Source organism: Clostridium sp. AF17-21AC (assembly GCF_003461365.1).
GTDB lineage: Bacteria > Bacillota > Clostridia > Lachnospirales > Lachnospiraceae > Coprococcus > Coprococcus ammoniilyticus.
The window spans coordinates 74,834-90,754 of record NZ_QTWY01000007.1 but is presented as its reverse complement, the minus strand read 5'-3'; the positions used below and the strand labels follow the sequence as shown (position 1 = coordinate 90,754).

Annotated in this window: 16 protein-coding genes and 1 tRNA gene; 16 read left to right on the top strand and 1 reads right to left on the bottom strand. The window is 40.4% G+C overall.

Annotated features, from left to right (window positions below; all coding sequences use genetic code 11):
* Positions 1-12 precede the first annotated feature (12 nt).
* Complete coding sequence (gene nrdD, locus DWW85_RS10980; RefSeq protein WP_021943174.1) at positions 13-2,139, bottom strand: anaerobic ribonucleoside-triphosphate reductase; 2,127 nt, start codon at positions 2,137-2,139, stop codon at positions 13-15.
* Between the two features lie 499 nt (positions 2,140-2,638).
* Here nrdD and tig point away from each other — a divergent pair, with 499 nt between their 5' ends.
* The 16 genes from tig (at position 2,639) to DWW85_RS10900 (ending at position 15,852) form a co-directional block, all read left to right on the top strand.
* Complete coding sequence (gene tig / locus DWW85_RS10975; protein WP_021943175.1) at positions 2,639-3,865, top strand: trigger factor; 1,227 nt, start codon at positions 2,639-2,641, stop codon at positions 3,863-3,865.
* A gap of 77 nt (positions 3,866-3,942) precedes the next feature.
* Complete coding sequence (locus DWW85_RS10970) at positions 3,943-5,097, top strand: FKBP-type peptidyl-prolyl cis-trans isomerase (protein ID WP_117808640.1); 1,155 nt, start codon at positions 3,943-3,945, stop codon at positions 5,095-5,097.
* Positions 5,098-5,186: 89 nt separating this feature from the next.
* Positions 5,187-5,270, top strand: a tRNA-Leu gene (locus DWW85_RS10965).
* Between the two features lie 144 nt (positions 5,271-5,414).
* Positions 5,415-5,897: a transcription elongation factor GreA gene (greA, locus tag DWW85_RS10960; protein WP_117808639.1), complete on the top strand. Its 483-nt coding sequence runs from the start codon at positions 5,415-5,417 to the stop codon at positions 5,895-5,897.
* A 48-nt stretch (positions 5,898-5,945) separates the two neighbouring features.
* Positions 5,946-8,009 carry a lysine--tRNA ligase gene (lysS, locus tag DWW85_RS10955; protein ID WP_117808638.1) on the top strand — a complete coding sequence of 688 codons (2,064 nt, stop codon included), beginning with the start codon at positions 5,946-5,948 and terminating at the stop codon, positions 8,007-8,009.
* A gap of 367 nt (positions 8,010-8,376) precedes the next feature.
* A complete protein-coding gene (locus tag DWW85_RS10945) occupies positions 8,377-9,036 on the top strand; it encodes a phosphatase PAP2 family protein (RefSeq protein ID WP_013976757.1) in 660 nt (219 codons plus the stop codon).
* A gap of 22 nt (positions 9,037-9,058) precedes the next feature.
* On the top strand, positions 9,059-9,676 hold the full coding sequence (locus DWW85_RS10940) for a helix-turn-helix transcriptional regulator (protein ID WP_072522499.1): 618 nt from the start codon (positions 9,059-9,061) through the stop codon (positions 9,674-9,676).
* Positions 9,677-9,739: 63 nt separating this feature from the next.
* The gene (locus DWW85_RS10935; RefSeq protein ID WP_034880612.1) at positions 9,740-10,183 is read left to right on the top strand and encodes a GNAT family N-acetyltransferase; all 444 of its coding nucleotides are present in this window, start codon (positions 9,740-9,742) and stop codon (positions 10,181-10,183) included.
* A 31-nt stretch (positions 10,184-10,214) separates the two neighbouring features.
* Entirely contained in the window at positions 10,215-10,640 is a 426-nt protein-coding gene (locus DWW85_RS10930) for an N-acetyltransferase (RefSeq protein WP_117808637.1), read from the top strand.
* Positions 10,641-10,783: 143 nt separating this feature from the next.
* Positions 10,784-12,169 (top strand): zinc-ribbon domain-containing protein, encoded by a 1,386-nt coding sequence (locus tag DWW85_RS10925; RefSeq protein WP_117808636.1) that lies wholly within the window; start codon positions 10,784-10,786, stop codon positions 12,167-12,169.
* On the top strand, positions 12,166-12,345 hold the full coding sequence (locus DWW85_RS10920) for a hypothetical protein (RefSeq protein ID WP_055182540.1): 180 nt from the start codon (positions 12,166-12,168) through the stop codon (positions 12,343-12,345). The genes DWW85_RS10925 and DWW85_RS10920 overlap by 4 nt, the downstream gene beginning before the upstream one ends.
* A 235-nt stretch (positions 12,346-12,580) precedes the next feature.
* Positions 12,581-12,709 (top strand): hypothetical protein, encoded by a 129-nt coding sequence (locus DWW85_RS13065; protein WP_255601781.1) that lies wholly within the window; start codon positions 12,581-12,583, stop codon positions 12,707-12,709.
* Between the two features lie 170 nt (positions 12,710-12,879).
* The gene (locus DWW85_RS10915; RefSeq protein ID WP_054754259.1) at positions 12,880-13,704 is read left to right on the top strand and encodes a ParA family protein; all 825 of its coding nucleotides are present in this window, start codon (positions 12,880-12,882) and stop codon (positions 13,702-13,704) included.
* Positions 13,661-14,593 carry a ParB/RepB/Spo0J family partition protein gene (locus DWW85_RS10910; protein ID WP_117808635.1) on the top strand — a complete coding sequence of 311 codons (933 nt, stop codon included), beginning with the start codon at positions 13,661-13,663 and terminating at the stop codon, positions 14,591-14,593. Before DWW85_RS10915 ends, DWW85_RS10910 begins: the two co-directional genes overlap by 44 nt.
* A 285-nt stretch (positions 14,594-14,878) precedes the next feature.
* Positions 14,879-15,400, top strand: a complete 522-nt coding sequence (locus DWW85_RS10905; protein ID WP_242996175.1) for a hypothetical protein — start codon at positions 14,879-14,881, stop codon at positions 15,398-15,400.
* A 50-nt stretch (positions 15,401-15,450) separates the two neighbouring features.
* Positions 15,451-15,852 carry a tyrosine-type recombinase/integrase gene (locus tag DWW85_RS10900; protein WP_347470683.1) on the top strand — a complete coding sequence of 134 codons (402 nt, stop codon included), beginning with the start codon at positions 15,451-15,453 and terminating at the stop codon, positions 15,850-15,852.
* Positions 15,853-15,921 lie beyond the last annotated feature (69 nt).

The following is a 15,921-nucleotide window of genomic DNA, read 5'->3' as shown; positions in this document are numbered from 1 at the left end:
CAGACCTGAATCCTACAGGTGTAATACTCTGGAAGCCATTTCTTTGGTCTTGCCTACGTTCCAGAAGTTTTCACCGAGATAACCACAGGTTCTTCTTGTAACGTTCATCTTTGCGTGGTCTTTGTTGCCACACTGAGGACATTCCCATTCGCCATCTGCATTGATGATGATCTCACCGTCATATCCACATACATGACAGTAGTCTGATTTTGTATTGAACTCAGCGTACTGGATATTCTCATAAATGTAGCGGACCACTTCTGCGAGAGCATCCAGATTGTTACGCATATTTGGTATCTCGACATAGGAGATCGCACCACCGGATGAGATCGTCTGGAACTGACTCTCAAATCTAAACTTGCTGAATGCATCGATCTTCTCACGGACATCAACATGGTAGGAGTTTGTGTAGTAGCCCTTATCAGTAACATCCTTGATCGTACCGAAACGTTCTTTATCAATGCGTGCAAATCTATAACATAAGCTTTCGGCTGGTGTTCCATATAAGCCGAAGCCAAGTCCGGTATCAGCCTTCCATTTATCACAGGCTGCACGCATTCTATTCATAACCTTTAATGCAAATTCTTCACCAACCGGATCCGTATGGCTGACACCCTTCATCAGGATAGAAGTCTCATACAGACCGATGTATCCAAGTGACAGTGTGGAGTAGCCGTTGTGAAGCAGTGGATCGATAACCTCACCCTTCTTTAATCGTGCAATCGCACCATACTGCCAGTGAATTGGGCTGACATCTGAAGTTACGCCTTCCAGTGCTCTGTGACGGCACATCAGCGCATCGTAACATAACTGAAGCCGTTCATCTAGGAGTGACCAGAATTTATTTTCATCACCCTTTGCCAGAATACCGATCTGAGGAAGATTCAGGCTGACAACACCCTGGTTGAAACGACCTTCCCACTTATAGTTGCCATTTTCATCCTTCCAAGGAGAGAGGAAAGAACGGCATCCCATACAGGAGAAGACATTACCTTCATAGTTCTCACGCATCTTCTTAGCGGAGATGTAATCCGGATACATTCTCTTAGCGGAGCACTTGATCGCAAGACGGGTGATGTAATCATATTTGCCGCCCTTTAAGCAGTTGTGCTCATCCAGAACGTAGATCAGCTTTGGAAATGCAGGTGTTACATAGACACCAACTTCGTTTTTAATACCCTCTAAACGCTGACGGAGGATTTCTTCTACGATCATGGCATTCTCTTCAATGTATTCATCAGTTGGATCGAGATTCAGGAATAAGGTAACAAATGGAGACTGACCATTTGTAGTCATCAGAGTGTTGATCTGGTACTGGATCGTCTGAACACCGGAACGGAGCTCGTCGTTCAGTCTTTCTTTTACCAGCTCCTCTAATGTATCGGCATCTAATCTCTCGCCAAATTCTTCCTGATATAATGCTTTGTATTTATTGTAACTCTTACGCAGATATTTTCCAAGGTGACGGATATCAACGGACTGACCACCATACTGGCTGGAGGCAACGGCAGCAATGATCTGTGTAACGATCGTACATGCAACCTGAAAACTCTTAGGGCTCTCGATCAGTTTGCCGTTCATGACAGTGCCATTGTCAAGCATATCTCCGATGTTGATCAGACAACAGTTGAAGATTGGCTGTAAGAAATAATCAGCATCGTGGAAATGGATCGCACCTTCTTCATGTGCTTTTGAAATCTTTTCAGGCAACAGAAGTCGTTTGGTAAGATCCTTTGAAACCTCACCGGCGATCAGATCTCGCTGAGTGGAAGCAACAGTTGCGTTTTTATTTGAATTCTCTTCCATAACATCTTTGTTTCTGTTCTGGATCAGGCTGAGAATGGAATCGTCAGTTGTATTTGCTTTACGGATCAGTTCACGGCTGTATCTATATATAATGTAAGTTTTGGCAAGAACGAATTTCCCTTCTGCCATAATCTTCTGCTCGATGATATCCTGAATGTCCTCGACCAGCATTCTTTTTCTGTTTTTTGCTTCGATACCGTCTATGATCTCTTCGATTTTTTCTTCAGAAATTTTTTCGCAGTCTTCGACTTCGGCATTTGCCTTCTGGATGGCAACGATAATCTTGCTGCGATCATAGGATACGGCTCGACCGTCTCTTTTGATTACCTGCATTTTTACATTCTCCTTCAAAATTGATTATCTAGATATTGAGTGCAATGTTTTCTCAAACCCCAACATATTGCGTCGCGTGTGAAAAAAAGACAAAAAAATGAACGATTTAAAATCTGTGAGACTAAAAAATCGTTTGGAATATTTTGTAACTCTATGTCCCCGACAGTTACACATTATAGCATCACCATTTTGGTTTGTCTATATCAATCAGTACAAAATATTGAGAAAAAATCAAAGAAATAATACTAGATATTGTGTTGCATGGGAAAATGTGATTTACTGTTCGAGTGGCGATTGACATTATGTGAAATTGTCGGAAATTGTATCTGAAAGTATGGATACTGTCGAAGTATTGCAAACAATCAGGCATTTAACAATAACGTTGCATAGTTTGTGACATTTCTATGAATTACTTAAAATAGCTTTATTTTTAATTGGAAATGTGATATAAAGCTATGATAGGTGATACCTAATTTTATAATATATAGAGGTAAGTACAATGAGGAAATTGAAAAAGGGACTTGCGGTTGCTCTTGCAATGGCAATGACATTATCTATGGCTGTGGGATGCGGCGATAAAAAGAATACAACCGGTAAGCTTGACAATGCAACGCAAACGGATGCGACTTCATCAGACAGCAGCACAGAGGCAGCAGAAGATTTGACGATCGATGAGTATATCGAGAAATATGCAGATGGCGTTACGCTTGGAGAGTACAAAGGAATTGAATATGAATATGCACCGGAAGCGGTAACTGCAGATGATATTCAGAGCAAGGTAGATTCTTTTATTTCATCCTGCACTACTTATAATGAAGATAAGACAAGTGCAGCAAAGATGGGTGATATTGTAAATATCGACTTTGTCGGAACTGTAGATGGTAAGGAATTTGAAGGTGGTAATTCTGATGGAAATGGTTATGATCTGACATTGGGAAGCAAATCTTTTATTGATGATTTTGAAGATCAGATCGTAGGTCATAAAGCCGGAGATACATTTGATGTAAATGTAACATTCCCGGAGGATTACAGTACAACAAACACAGAACTGAATGGAAAGGATGCAGTATTTAAGACGACTGTAAACTACATTAAGATTCCGGTTGAACCAGAGTACAACGATGAACTTGTTGCCAATAATACTTCCTATAAAACAGTAGATGAATATGAAGCATCAATCAAAGCAGAACTGGAAGCAAGCAATGAGACTGCAGCACTTACTTCTGCACAGAATGTGGTTATGACAAGTGTTATTAATAAAGCACAGATCGAGAATGTACCGGAAGATGAAGTTGAAAGTCTTGCAAGCGAAATTATTGACAACCTGAAAGCTCAGGCAAGCTCCTATAATTTCGATTATGCAACATTTATCAATTACTACTATGGATACAGTGATGAGGAGTCATTTGCAGAATATGTAAAGCAGATCTGTGAAGAGTCCGTAAAGGAAAAGAAGGCTGTCTGTGCGATTGCAAAAGCAGAGAATATTACGATCGATGCAGATGAAGAAACAGCATATATTAAGAAGCTGGCAGACAATAATTCTACAACAGAGGATCAGATCAGAGAGCAGTATTCTTCTGAAGATCTGATGTATTATACACTTGCAGATAAGGTTATGACTTTCCTGCTTGATAATGGCAAGAAGGTAGAGAGTACAGAAGCTGCAACAGAAGCAACAACGGCTTCTGAAGAAACCACAGAAGTAACAACAGAGACAAACTAAAGCGGATGTTGAAACAGGATCCTTAAAATGAGGATGATAAAATAATAAGATGAAGCCTTGAGGAGAAAGATTATATTATGAAAATGAAGAAGGTAATGACCCTTTGCCTGGCAACCGTTGTCGGCATGGGAGTGCTTAGCGGATGTGGAAGCACAAAGAGTGAATTCAAGCAGTATGCAAAATGTGCAGAGGTAAGTGATTATGATGGCGTTGAATATGTTCCGGCATCCAGAGAGGTAACACAGGATAAGATCGATGAGAAGATTGATTCATTCTGTACAGATAATAATATAGAGACAAAGGATTATGACAGTGCCATTAAAGATGGTGATGATGTCAACATCAATTATGTAGAAACGATCAATGGTCAGGAAAAGAATAAGAATGATGATGAAGCCGGAACCAGTGTTGTTATAGGCAAGGATGCATTAGCACCGGGACTTGATGATCAGATGATCGGATTAAAGCCTGGTACAGAGAAGAAGATCACGATCACATATCCGGATGATTATTCTGATACAACAGTAGCAGGAATGGAAGCTGTATTTGATATAAAGATCAATTATATCAAGATAACGACGACACCGGAATATACAGATGACCTTGTGAAGTCGGCTACAGATGGTAAATATACAACGACGGAGGATTATACCAAGTATCTGACAGATGAGCTTCAGAAGGATACAGACAAAACTGCAGACAGTACTGATCGTGCAAATGTATTAAAGGCAATCAAAGAGAAAACAACATTTAATCAGTATCCGGAAGGCGAAATTGATTCCTATGTCAAGAGTGTTATGGATAATATCGAGTCCAGTGCCTCCCAGTATGGAATCGGCGTACCAACATTCTTACAGTATTTCTATGGATATACAGATGAATCTGCATTTGTTTCCTATCTTCAGAGCACAGTTGAATCTGTAATGCAGGAGAAGATCGTTGTAAGCTCGATCGCGTTAGAAAAAAATCTGGTCGCAAATGATAAAGAGACTGATGCATATAAGCAGAAGCTGATGGATGATAATGAAGTAGACGAGGATACGATCAACTCCAAATATTCAGCGAGCGATCTGAAATTCTATGCAACAGAGGAAAAGGTTCTTGATTATCTGATGGGTACAGCTGTTCAGGTAGATTCAACAGAAGCAAGTTCAGAAGATGCATCGGAAGATGGTTCCACTGAAGCAGAGAGCACAGAGTCAACAACAGAGGCAGCTTCAGAGGCAGAATAAAAAAATTGACGTTTTTACAAAATTTGTTTTGACAAGAAGCAGATGACGTGCTATATTAAACGAGTGCGTGAGATAAAGCACGTTTTCATGCAGTTGTGGCGGAATTGGCATACGCGCATGATTCAGGTTCATGTCCACTTACGTGGGTGTGGGTTCAAGTCCCATCAACTGCATTGATATTAAGGAAAAGAAGTCTTAGTTTTAAGGCTTCTTTTTTCTATATACAGGTTTGACATTACAGGGAAACTGGAATATAATGTAGGATACTTGTGAGAACTTAACGGAAAACACAGATATTGTTTAGGAGGTAGTCGGCGATGGCTGAAAAGAAACAGGTAGTTACCTATACAGGACTTAAAAAAATTGAAGAAGAACTTCAGGATCTGAAGGTAAATAAACGTAGAGAGATTGCTGCCAAGATCAAGGAAGCAAGAGAGCAGGGAGACTTATCTGAGAATGCTGAGTATGATGCAGCAAAGGACGAGCAGCGTGATATCGAGGCAAGAATCGAACAGTTAGAGGCTATCCTGAAAAATGTAGAAGTCGTTGACGAGGACGAGGTTGATACAGAGGTTGTCGGTATCGGTCGTACCGTAACAGTATATGATTATGAATTTGACGAGGAAGTTGTGTTCCACATCGTTGGTTCAACAGAAGCAGATATCATGAAGAACAAGATCTCTGATGAATCACCGGTTGGTATGGCATTAAAGGGTGCGCGCGTTGGCGAAGAAGTAACGGTAGAAGCACCGGACGGAGAATTCAAATACAGAATATTAGATATCAAGAGAGCAATCTAATAAACAGAATGATCAATATAGTATAGTATAGAAAGAGATTAAACAAAGATGGCAGAGAATAAGCAGAACAATCAGGCTAAGCCACAGGATGTAAATAAGCTGTTACAGGTTCGTCGTGAGAAGCTGGCAGATTTACAGGCGGCTGGCAAGGATCCATTTGAGATTACAAAGTATGATGTGACTTATCACAGCACAGATGTAAAGGAAGCATATACAGCACATGAAGCAGAGCTTCTCGCAGGCAGACAGGAACCGGATGTAGAAGGGCTGGATGATGCACAGAAGAAGGAAGTGCTGAACAACGATTATAACGAGAGAAGAGCAATCATGGATGCATCACCGATCCATGTTAGCATTGCAGGACGTATGATGTTCAAGCGTGTTATGGGTAAGGCATCCTTCTGTAATATTCAGGATCTGAAGGGTAACATTCAGGTGTATGTTGCAAGAGATCAGATCGGTGAAGAAGCTTATGCAGATTTCAAGAAATCCGATATCGGTGATATCTATGGTGTAAAGGGATGGGCCTTCCGTACAAAGACAGGAGAGCTTTCTATCCATGCAGAAGAAATGACACTTTTAAGCAAGTCATTACAGATCCTTCCGGAGAAGTTCCATGGCTTAACAGATACAGATGTCAGATATCGTCAGAGATATGTAGACCTTATCATGAATCAGGAGAGCAAGGCAGTATTTATCAAGCGTTCACAGATATTAAAGGAGATTCGTAACTTCCTTGCAGGTCGTGATTTCATGGAGGTTGAGACTCCTATGCTTGTTGCAAATGCAGGCGGTGCGGCAGCAAGACCATTTGAGACACATTACAATGCATTAAATGAGGATGTAAAGCTTCGTATCTCTCTGGAATTATATCTGAAGCGTCTGATTGTAGGTGGACTGGAAAGAGTTTACGAGATTGGACGAGTATTCCGTAACGAGGGTGTTGATACAAGACACAATCCGGAATTTACGCTGATGGAATTATATCAGGCATACACAGACTATGAGGGTATGATGGAACTGACAGAGTCCATGTTCCGTTATCTTGCTGAGAAAGTTTGTGGAGGCACAAAGATTTCCTATAATGGAATCGAGATTGATTTTGGTAAGCCATTTGAGCGCCTGACCATGAATGATGCAATCAAGAAATATACCGGAATCGACTTCGATCAGGTAGAAGATGATGCAGCAGCTAAGAAGCTGGCTGATGAACACAATATTGCATATGAAGAACGTCATAAGAAGGGTGATATCATTAACCTGTTCTTTGAGGAGTTTTGTGAAGAAAAGCTGATTCAGCCTACATTTATCATGGATCATCCAATCGAGATCTCACCACTGACCAAGAAGAAACCTTCTGATCCAAGTAAGGTTGAGCGTTTCGAGCTGTTCATTAACACATGGGAGATGTGTAATGCATATTCCGAGCTGAACGATCCGATCGATCAGCGTGAACGTTTTGCAGCACAGGATGCAAATGCAGCAGCCGGTGATGATGAAGCAGAACACACAGACGAGGATTTCTTAAATGCATTGGAGATTGGTATGCCTCCTACAGGTGGTATCGGTTATGGTATCGACCGTCTGGTTATGCTGTTAACTGATTCGCAGGCAATCCGTGATGTGCTCCTCTTCCCAACAATGAAGTCCTTAGATGGTGTAAATAAGAAAAATGATGTAAATAATACAGCTTCTGAAGCACCTGAAAAAAATGTAAAAACTGAGTCTGAAAAGATTGATTTTTCTAAGGTAAAGGTAGAGCCTTTATTTGAGGAATTTGTTGATTTTGATACATTCAGCAAGTCAGATTTCCGTGCAGTAAAGGTTAAAGAGTGTGTTGCAGTACCGAAGTCAAAGAAACTGTTACAGTTTACTCTTGATGACGGAACAGGCACAGACAGAACCATTTTAAGCGGTATTCATAGCTTTTATGAGCCGGAAGAACTGGTTGGAAAGACTCTTATTGCTATCACAAATCTTCCACCGAGAGCTATGATGGGCATTGACTCTTGCGGTATGCTCCTCAGTGCTATTCATGAAGAAGAAGGCGAAGAAAAGCTTCATCTTCTGATGGTTGATGACCACATTCCGGCAGGTGCAAAGCTCTATTAAGATGATGTAAAGATGTACCGTTTTACCAAATAGACGGGACGTACTTCATTTGATAAAAAACTGAAAAAACAGCGATTTACATCAAACTTACATCATTTGATGCAGAAATCGGTGCAAGCAAGAAAAAATCGCATAATTAGTGCAATGAGTGGGCAATTCCAATCGGAGTTGCCCATTTTTAAAACAAACAGAAATACAAATCGAAATTTGTAGGAATAGGTATTCAGGAAAATATACAGAAAATCACGCATTTGTGGGGATGATACGAATCGTGTCATACATGTGAAAGAGCGATTCTTGCGTCATTTTACGCTTTTTGATAAGGTGAAATCGTCGAAAAGACAAACCAATATAGAAAGGACGTATAATGATGAAAAAGAATGGAAAACAAGTTTTATTTTTAGGAGGTATATTTATTATAGCGTTTGCAATATGGACAGCTTTGATTCAGATGGTAGACGTGCAGCCACTGGGGCAGAATGCAACGAATATTGGATTTGCAACATTCAATTGCTGGTTTCATCGTTTAACAAATGTTAATATGACAATTTATACGATTACCGATTGGATGGGTCTGATTCCTTTAGTTGTATGCCTGATTTTTGCAGGTATTGGACTGGTTCAGTTAATAAAGAGAAGAAGTCTCTTCAAAGTGGATCCCGATATCATTATCCTGGGAGTTTATTATGTTATAGTGATACTGGCATACTTCATTTTTGAGATCATCCCAATCAATTACAGACCAATTTTAATCAATGGAATTATGGAGGCTTCTTATCCTTCTTCAACGACTCTACTGGTATTGTGCGTGATGCCGACTTTGGTTGAACAGATCCAGCGAAGAATGTCATGTTCTACATTGAAAAGAATCATAACGATTCTAGCAATCGCTTTTTCTGTATTCATGGTTATCGGCAGATTGATTTCCGGAGTACATTGGTTTACGGATATTGTGGGTGGTGTATTGTTAAGTGCCGGATTATTTACTGTTTATAAGGCAGTAGTTATGCTAACAATAAAAAAGTGAAATAAAAAAGGAGGTGAAGGAGGTGGAATTCCATGAAAAGCTTCAGGAATTAAGAAAGAGCCGAGGTTTGACACAAGAAGAACTAGCCGAGGCATTATTTGTTTCAAGAACTGCAATTTCAAAATGGGAATCCGGAAGAGGATATCCGAGCATAGATTCATTAAAGGAAATATCCAGATATTTCTCTGTGTCCATTGATGAGCTGTTATCCGGAGATCAGTTGGTTTTGATTGCTGAAAAAGAAAACAAGTCAAATCTCAATGGTCTATGTGACTTGTTATTTGGATTTACCGATTTGCTCTCTTTGATGCTTATTTTTCTTCCATTGTATTCCAAACCGGTTGATGGATATATCTATTCAGTAAGTCTTATTGAGTATGTAGATAATGAAATTTGGATTCGTATGACATACTGGGGTCTTTTTATCGCATTAACGATTATTGGAATTGTGAATATTTTAATGGTCAATTTCAAATTTGAAAAGGGAAAAAAGGTGATTACTTTTTTGTCTGTAGGGCTTAGTATTATTACTGTTTTGTATCTGGCGATTGCGAGAGAACCATATGCAGTAACAGTGGCTTTTCTGTTGTTACTTATAAAAGAAGGTCTACTTTATAAACGAGCTATGGACGGTCGATAAGGAGTTGAGCCATACAAATTCTAATTTTTGAAACTGAGAAATCGGAACTTGTAGGTGCGATTGATGAAAATTATTGAAGTTAAAGAAAATAAAAAACAATATCTTGATTTGCTCCTATTAGCAGATGAGCAGGAAGATATGGTTGACCGTTATCTTGATAACGGCAAGATGTATGTACTTGATGATAATGGGGTCAAGTGTGAGTGTGTCATAACCGATAAAGAAAATGACATACTTGAAATCAAGAACATTGCGACAGTTCCAGAATATCAAGGGAAAGGTTATGCAAGAGCCTTAATTGAGTTTATTGTTAATAATTACAGAGAGCAATATGCCATTCTACAAGTGGGAACAGGCGATAGCCCACTGACAATACCATTTTATGAAAAGTGTGGTTTTGTCCGTTCGCATATCATATCAAATTTCTTTATAGATAATTATGACCACCCAATCTATGAGAGTGGAATACAGTTGGTAGATATGGTGTATTTGCAAAGACCGTTATAATTTAAATTCAAGTTTATGGAGAGTCACCGTTATGATTAGAGAATTTCAAATGGATGATATAAATAAAGTTGCAGATATATGGTTGGATACAAATATAAAGGCACATAATTTTATCCCCGCCGAATACTGGAAAAGCAATTTCAAATCAGTAAAAGAAGCGTTGTTACTAGCAGAGGTTTATGTGTATGAGTATGATACAGAAATACAGGGTTTTATAGGGTTAAATGATGAATATGTTGAGGGCATTTTTGTTTCTGGTGAAATGCAATCGCAGGGTATAGGTAAAATTCTGCTGAATTATGCAAAGGATAAAAGGAATAAGTTGCACTTGAACGTATACCAAAAGAACGCACGGGCAATATCTTTTTATAAGAGAGAAGGATTTGAGATTCAGCATAGTGGCTTAGATGAGGCTACCGGAGAAAAAGATTATGTAATGACATGGCAACACAAATAGAAATTCAAGTTTGCCAACTTGCCCTTTGAGAGAGGAGAAATCCCTTTCTCAAAGGGCTTTTTCTATTTATACGGATATTCGCAAACTACAAGATAAAGCCAAAACTTCATATACTCTAAGCACAAGGAGGTTGAGGTTTGGCTATGAATAACAGTTTAGCAGAAGTACACCCAGAGCTTGTTTCGGAGTGGTCGGAAAAGAATTTAACGCTTACGCCTGATGACATTACTTTCGGTTCAAATAGAAAAGTATGGTGGAGAGGTGCTTGCGGTCATGTATGGCAGACAAGCGTTAAGGCTCGTTCTAATGGAGAGAAATGTCCGATATGTTCCGGTGCGAGAGTGATTGCAGGTATTAACGATTTGGCGACATTAGAGCCACTATTGGTAAAGCAGTGGTCGAAAAAGAATAAGATAAAACCGATAGAGGTTTCTATTGGTTCTCATAAGAAAGTGATATGGAGATGTAAAAAAGGTCACGAGTGGGAAGCTGTCGTTAAGAGCAGGACAATAAATAAAACGGGTTGCCCGTATTGCTCTCATAATAAAGTGTTGGCAGGATTTAATGACCTTGCAACGCTTCTGCCGGATATAGCTGCCGAGTGGTCGGACAGAAATTATCCGTTACTTCCAACTCAGGTTACGGTCTTTGCCAATCGTAAGGCGTGGTGGAAGTGTAAGGATTGCGGCAGAGAGTGGAACACCCTTATTTCTACCCGTTCCGGTGGGAGTAAATGCCCGTATTGCAGTGGGTACATATTCTCGAAAGGGTTTAACGATTTGCAGACAACACACCCTGAAATTGCTTCGGAGTGGTCGGAGAAGAACTTGCCTTTGAAACCTGATGAAGTAAATGCAAAGTCGAGGAAAAACGTCTGGTGGAAGTGCAGAAAATGCGGTAATGAGTGGAAATCCGTTGTCAATGCCCGTGTGAAAGGCACGGTATGCCCCGTTTGTGCAGAGAGAGAAGTCCTTGCCGGATATAATGATTTGGCGACAACGGACAGTCAGCTTCTCAGTGAATGGGATTATGAACAGAATAAATTGAAGCCGACAGAGGTATCACGAACTTCAGCAAAGAGAGCGTGGTGGAAATGCAGGCACGGTCATTCATGGAGTATGAAGATAAATGAAAGGACGATATTGAATAAAGGCTGCCGAATTTGTGAGCAAGAATATTTATCTCTATTTCCTGCTTTGGCTGTCAGCTATTATTCTAATAAGAAAGGCTTGAAAGCAGAACTTGGTTCTGACCGATTGCTTGGAGTTCCGCTTGAAACATACATACCTTCAGAAAAGTTGGCTATTGAGTCAGGAAGTGCTGACGAGAATATAGAAATAATGAAAGCATATATGTGTGAGCAACGAGGAATAAGACTGATTAAACTGCCGATGAAAGGCACTGAACTGGATTATGCCGACAGCTTAAAAAGAGCTTTTCAGAACGTACATATATTTATTTCTTCCGATACCGAGGAAGATGTAGAGATAATCAAAAATACATTTGAAAGATGGAGGGACAGCCAATGAGAGAGAAAACCTATCATCTATACTTAAATGAAGAAGAACGAAGCCGAGTGATACAATCGCTCATTGAACTGAAGAACAATTTAGCAGCCCAGGGACGATACACAGACGCAGTAGATGATGTCCTCTGCAAAGTGCTTGGAGCAAAGAAAAAGAAATTGAAAATTGAATACATTTAGAACGTTGATTTGCCGTCTGTTTCCTAACCGGAGCAGGCGGCTTTTTTATTTCAAAAATTTTTTTGAAATATTTTTGGAAAAGCGGAGATTTTGGGTGTGCATTTCATACCCCTTTGTCCAAATGAGTGAAGGGGTTCATTCCGGATAGCAAAAACGGAAGCCTTTTCGCTTGAAAATTGAATAAGTCATTCACTAAGACTTTATTTCTGATGATAGCCACTTTAGCAGGTACGCCGTGATTTCTGTATTTCAGAATAGCGAGAACTCCGGTTATGAGTATCAGGTTGCTCCTGATATGGCGATGACAGTCAGAATGATAATGATACTTCTCTACGGAGCTGGCGGAGTACCCGGCAGAGGTTAGAATCCTATGATACAGATAAGCAGTCTGTTCCTTAGTGACTTCCCATAAGCATTTTGCTTGGCAAGGGGTGTTGAGAACAAGTATTGCTATGACCGATTAGGAAATGAGTCGGTCAGGTACATAGCCATAATGCGGTGGCTATGAATTTTCAGAAAGGAGGGCAAAAAGAAGTGTCAAACTGCAAAACGATTTCCGTATGTAATCAGAAAGGCGGAGTCGGAAAGACCACCACAACAGTTAATCTTGGAGTCGGGCTTGCAATGCAGGGCAAGAAAGTATTGCTCATAGACGCAGACCCGCAGGGCGATTTAACGACTTGTCTTGGTTGGCAGGATACAGACGGCTTGGGTATCACGCTTGCAACGAAACTCACAGATGTAATCAATGAAACGATGACAGACCCTATGGTTGGTATCCTGCACCACGAAGAAGGTGTTGACCTTGTTCCGGCAAACCTTGAGCTTTCAGCAATGGAATTTAACCTTGTAAACGCAATGAGCAGAGAAACTACACTCAAGAATTATCTGAGTCAAGTGAAGAACAGATATGATTATGTAATTATAGACTGTATGCCTTCACTTGGTATGGTTACTCTCAATGCTTTATCGGCGGCAGACAGTGTTATCATTCCGGTTCAGGCTCAGTATTTGCCTGCAAAGGGGATGACACAGCTTGTGCAGACCATTTCTAAAGTAAAGAAGTATATCAATCCAGATATTAAGATAGATGGTATGCTACTTACTTTGGTGGATAGCCGAACAAACCTTGCAAAGAGTACGGTGGAAGCACTCAGGGCAAACTTCGGTAATCAGATAAGAATGTATCGAACACAAATCCCGATTGCCGTGAAAGCTGCTGAAACTTCTTCCAAAGGCAAAAGTATTTATGCTTATGAGCCAAACAGCACAGTGTCTAAGGCATACGCTGAATTTACAAAGGAGGTGTTAGCCGATGGCAGGAAGAAAGAGCGACTTCACTCTCACGAAGCTCGATGATTTATTTACCACGCAGGCACAGAGAGATGAAGAACAGCTTTCAAAAATCCGAGATATTCCATTGGAGCTGATTGATGATTTTCCCGACCACCCGTTTAAGGTCAGGGACGATGAAGATATGATGCAGCTTGTGGAGAGTGTCAAGGAAAGAGGAGTGATTACTCCGGCAACGGTAAGGCAGAAAGTGGACGGCAGATACGAACTTGTTTCAGGACACAGACGAAAGCGAGCGTGTGAACTGGCAGGATTTGAAACCTTGAGAAGTGAGATTGTAGACCTGAACAGAGATGAAGCGACCATTTTAATGGTTGAAAGTAATTTCCAGAGGTCAGAGATATTGCCGAGTGAAAAAGCATTTGCCTATAAAATGCGTTTGGAAGCAATGAAAAGGCAGGGGTTTCGTTCTGATTTGACTTCTGACCCAGTGGGGCAGAAGTTCTCTGTTGAGAAAATCGCTGATAATTCAAATGACAGCAAGACGCAAATACAGCGTTATATTCGTCTGACAAATCTTGTCCCCGAACTGCTTGAATTTGTTGACGAGGGGCGTATTAAAATGCGTCCTGCCGTAGAACTTTCCTATCTTGATGAAGATTGCCAGCGTGATGTGGTTGATGAAATCGACCTGAATGACGCTACCCCGTCACACGACCAGACAATCCGTATGCGAAAGTTATTCAACGAGGGCAACCTTACAACAGAAGCAATCCACGCTGTTATGTCTGAGGAAAAGCCGAACCAAAAGGAAAAAATCGTGTTGAGGGGCGACAGAGTAAGACAGCTTATCCCGAAAAATATTCCCGTCAGTCAGACGGAGGATTTTGTCTGCAAGGCATTGGAGCATTACAACAAGTTCTTGCGTAATCGTGCAGAGCGTGACAGCAGATAGCCTGTTTTACAGTTCCCCTTTCTCACACTCTAACCCCTTAGTTATACTTTTACCTACCGAAAATGATATATACTATCTCACTTGAATATAACTATCTCAAAGTATATGTCTATCTCTAAGGGGCAATCGCACAGTATGAACGGACAGGAGGTGTATGGTAAAATGAAAAATTAACGAAAAATTCGCATTTGTTTTTCGGCAGGTAAATCTTGTCGTAAGAGAAAATCCACAAAGGCACATCGTAGAGATACGGTGTGTTTTTCAATTTTTACAGGAGGAAACGCAATGATAAAGTCAAAATTCAAAAGAGTCACGTCGCTTTTCTTGGCGACCCTTATGTGTGTGACCACTTTTGCAGGCATTGGCTCGACAACAGCATATGCTGCTTCGGGAGAAAAAGCCGATGTTTATATGGTCGATTTCCCTCGTGATGGCGATGCTAATTACGATGGGGTATGGGGACACAGTAATTTGACCTTGAAAAATGGTTGGCATACCGGACGTTCTAATTTTACCAATCTTAAGGCTATTGGCTCATACTCAGGCAATGTTGCTTATTGTATTGAGCCGGGAATTTCGCTCAAGGTCGGTCAGACAATGAATAAGTATGACGAAAATTATTTTAATAACCTTGCATCCAACGGGGTTATTTCCGGAGATGAAATCCGTCTTTTCGTTGGTCGTATTTTACAGTATGGCTACCGTGGGACAATCTCGACATCTTGGAGGTCACAGAATGAAGCAGCAGCAAACAGCATTGCACAGGCTTATACATTGAAAGTAAAAGTGGCTGTTATTTCAATGTAAATACAACGAAGACTCCGGCGAGTATGAGGCAGGTTCCAATGCTCGGTTTTGTGAAAGAAGCATTTGAACATGAGAAACAGAAGCAGGAAGATTTAGGACTTCATTGCGAGGTCACGATTGACGGATATACAGATTTTATTTTCATCAATCGTTTTGGTCAGGTACAGCACCAAGCCACACTCAACAAAGCAATCCGAAGAATTATCCGTGATTGCAATGATGAGCAGTTTTTGCACAGTGATGAACCTGATGTGTTACTTCCTCATTTTAGCTGTCACTCGCTTAGACATACATTTACAACAAGAATGTGTGAAGCTGGAGTAAATATAAAGGTCATTCAAGATGCACTTGGACATTCAGATATTTCAACTACACTGAACATCTATGCTGATGTTACAAAAGAAATGAAAGCGGCAGAGTTCAAAGGATTGGATAGCTATTTCAAAGTATAATATTGGACTTCACATACAGAAAGAGAACATACAGAGTGTTGTGTGTTCTTTTTTCTTGTTCTGAAGCAG

Coding starts and splice junctions, on each gene's coding strand:
- lysS (WP_117808638.1), top strand. CDS start 5,946: ATGGCAGAGAATAAGCAGAACAATCAGGCTAAGCCACAGGATGTAAAT.
- DWW85_RS10920 (WP_055182540.1), top strand. CDS start 12,166: ATGAGAGAGAAAACCTATCATCTATACTTAAATGAAGAAGAACGAAGC.
- greA (WP_117808639.1), top strand. CDS start 5,415: ATGGCTGAAAAGAAACAGGTAGTTACCTATACAGGACTTAAAAAAATT.
- DWW85_RS10930 (WP_117808637.1), top strand. CDS start 10,215: ATGATTAGAGAATTTCAAATGGATGATATAAATAAAGTTGCAGATATA.
- DWW85_RS10910 (WP_117808635.1), top strand. CDS start 13,661: ATGGCAGGAAGAAAGAGCGACTTCACTCTCACGAAGCTCGATGATTTA.
- DWW85_RS10925 (WP_117808636.1), top strand. CDS start 10,784: ATGAATAACAGTTTAGCAGAAGTACACCCAGAGCTTGTTTCGGAGTGG.
- nrdD (WP_021943174.1), bottom strand. CDS start 2,139: ATGCAGGTAATCAAAAGAGACGGTCGAGCCGTATCCTATGATCGCAGC.
- DWW85_RS10970 (WP_117808640.1), top strand. CDS start 3,943: ATGAAAATGAAGAAGGTAATGACCCTTTGCCTGGCAACCGTTGTCGGC.
- DWW85_RS10945 (WP_013976757.1), top strand. CDS start 8,377: ATGATGAAAAAGAATGGAAAACAAGTTTTATTTTTAGGAGGTATATTT.
- tig (WP_021943175.1), top strand. CDS start 2,639: ATGAGGAAATTGAAAAAGGGACTTGCGGTTGCTCTTGCAATGGCAATG.
- DWW85_RS10935 (WP_034880612.1), top strand. CDS start 9,740: ATGAAAATTATTGAAGTTAAAGAAAATAAAAAACAATATCTTGATTTG.
- DWW85_RS10905 (WP_242996175.1), top strand. CDS start 14,879: ATGATAAAGTCAAAATTCAAAAGAGTCACGTCGCTTTTCTTGGCGACC.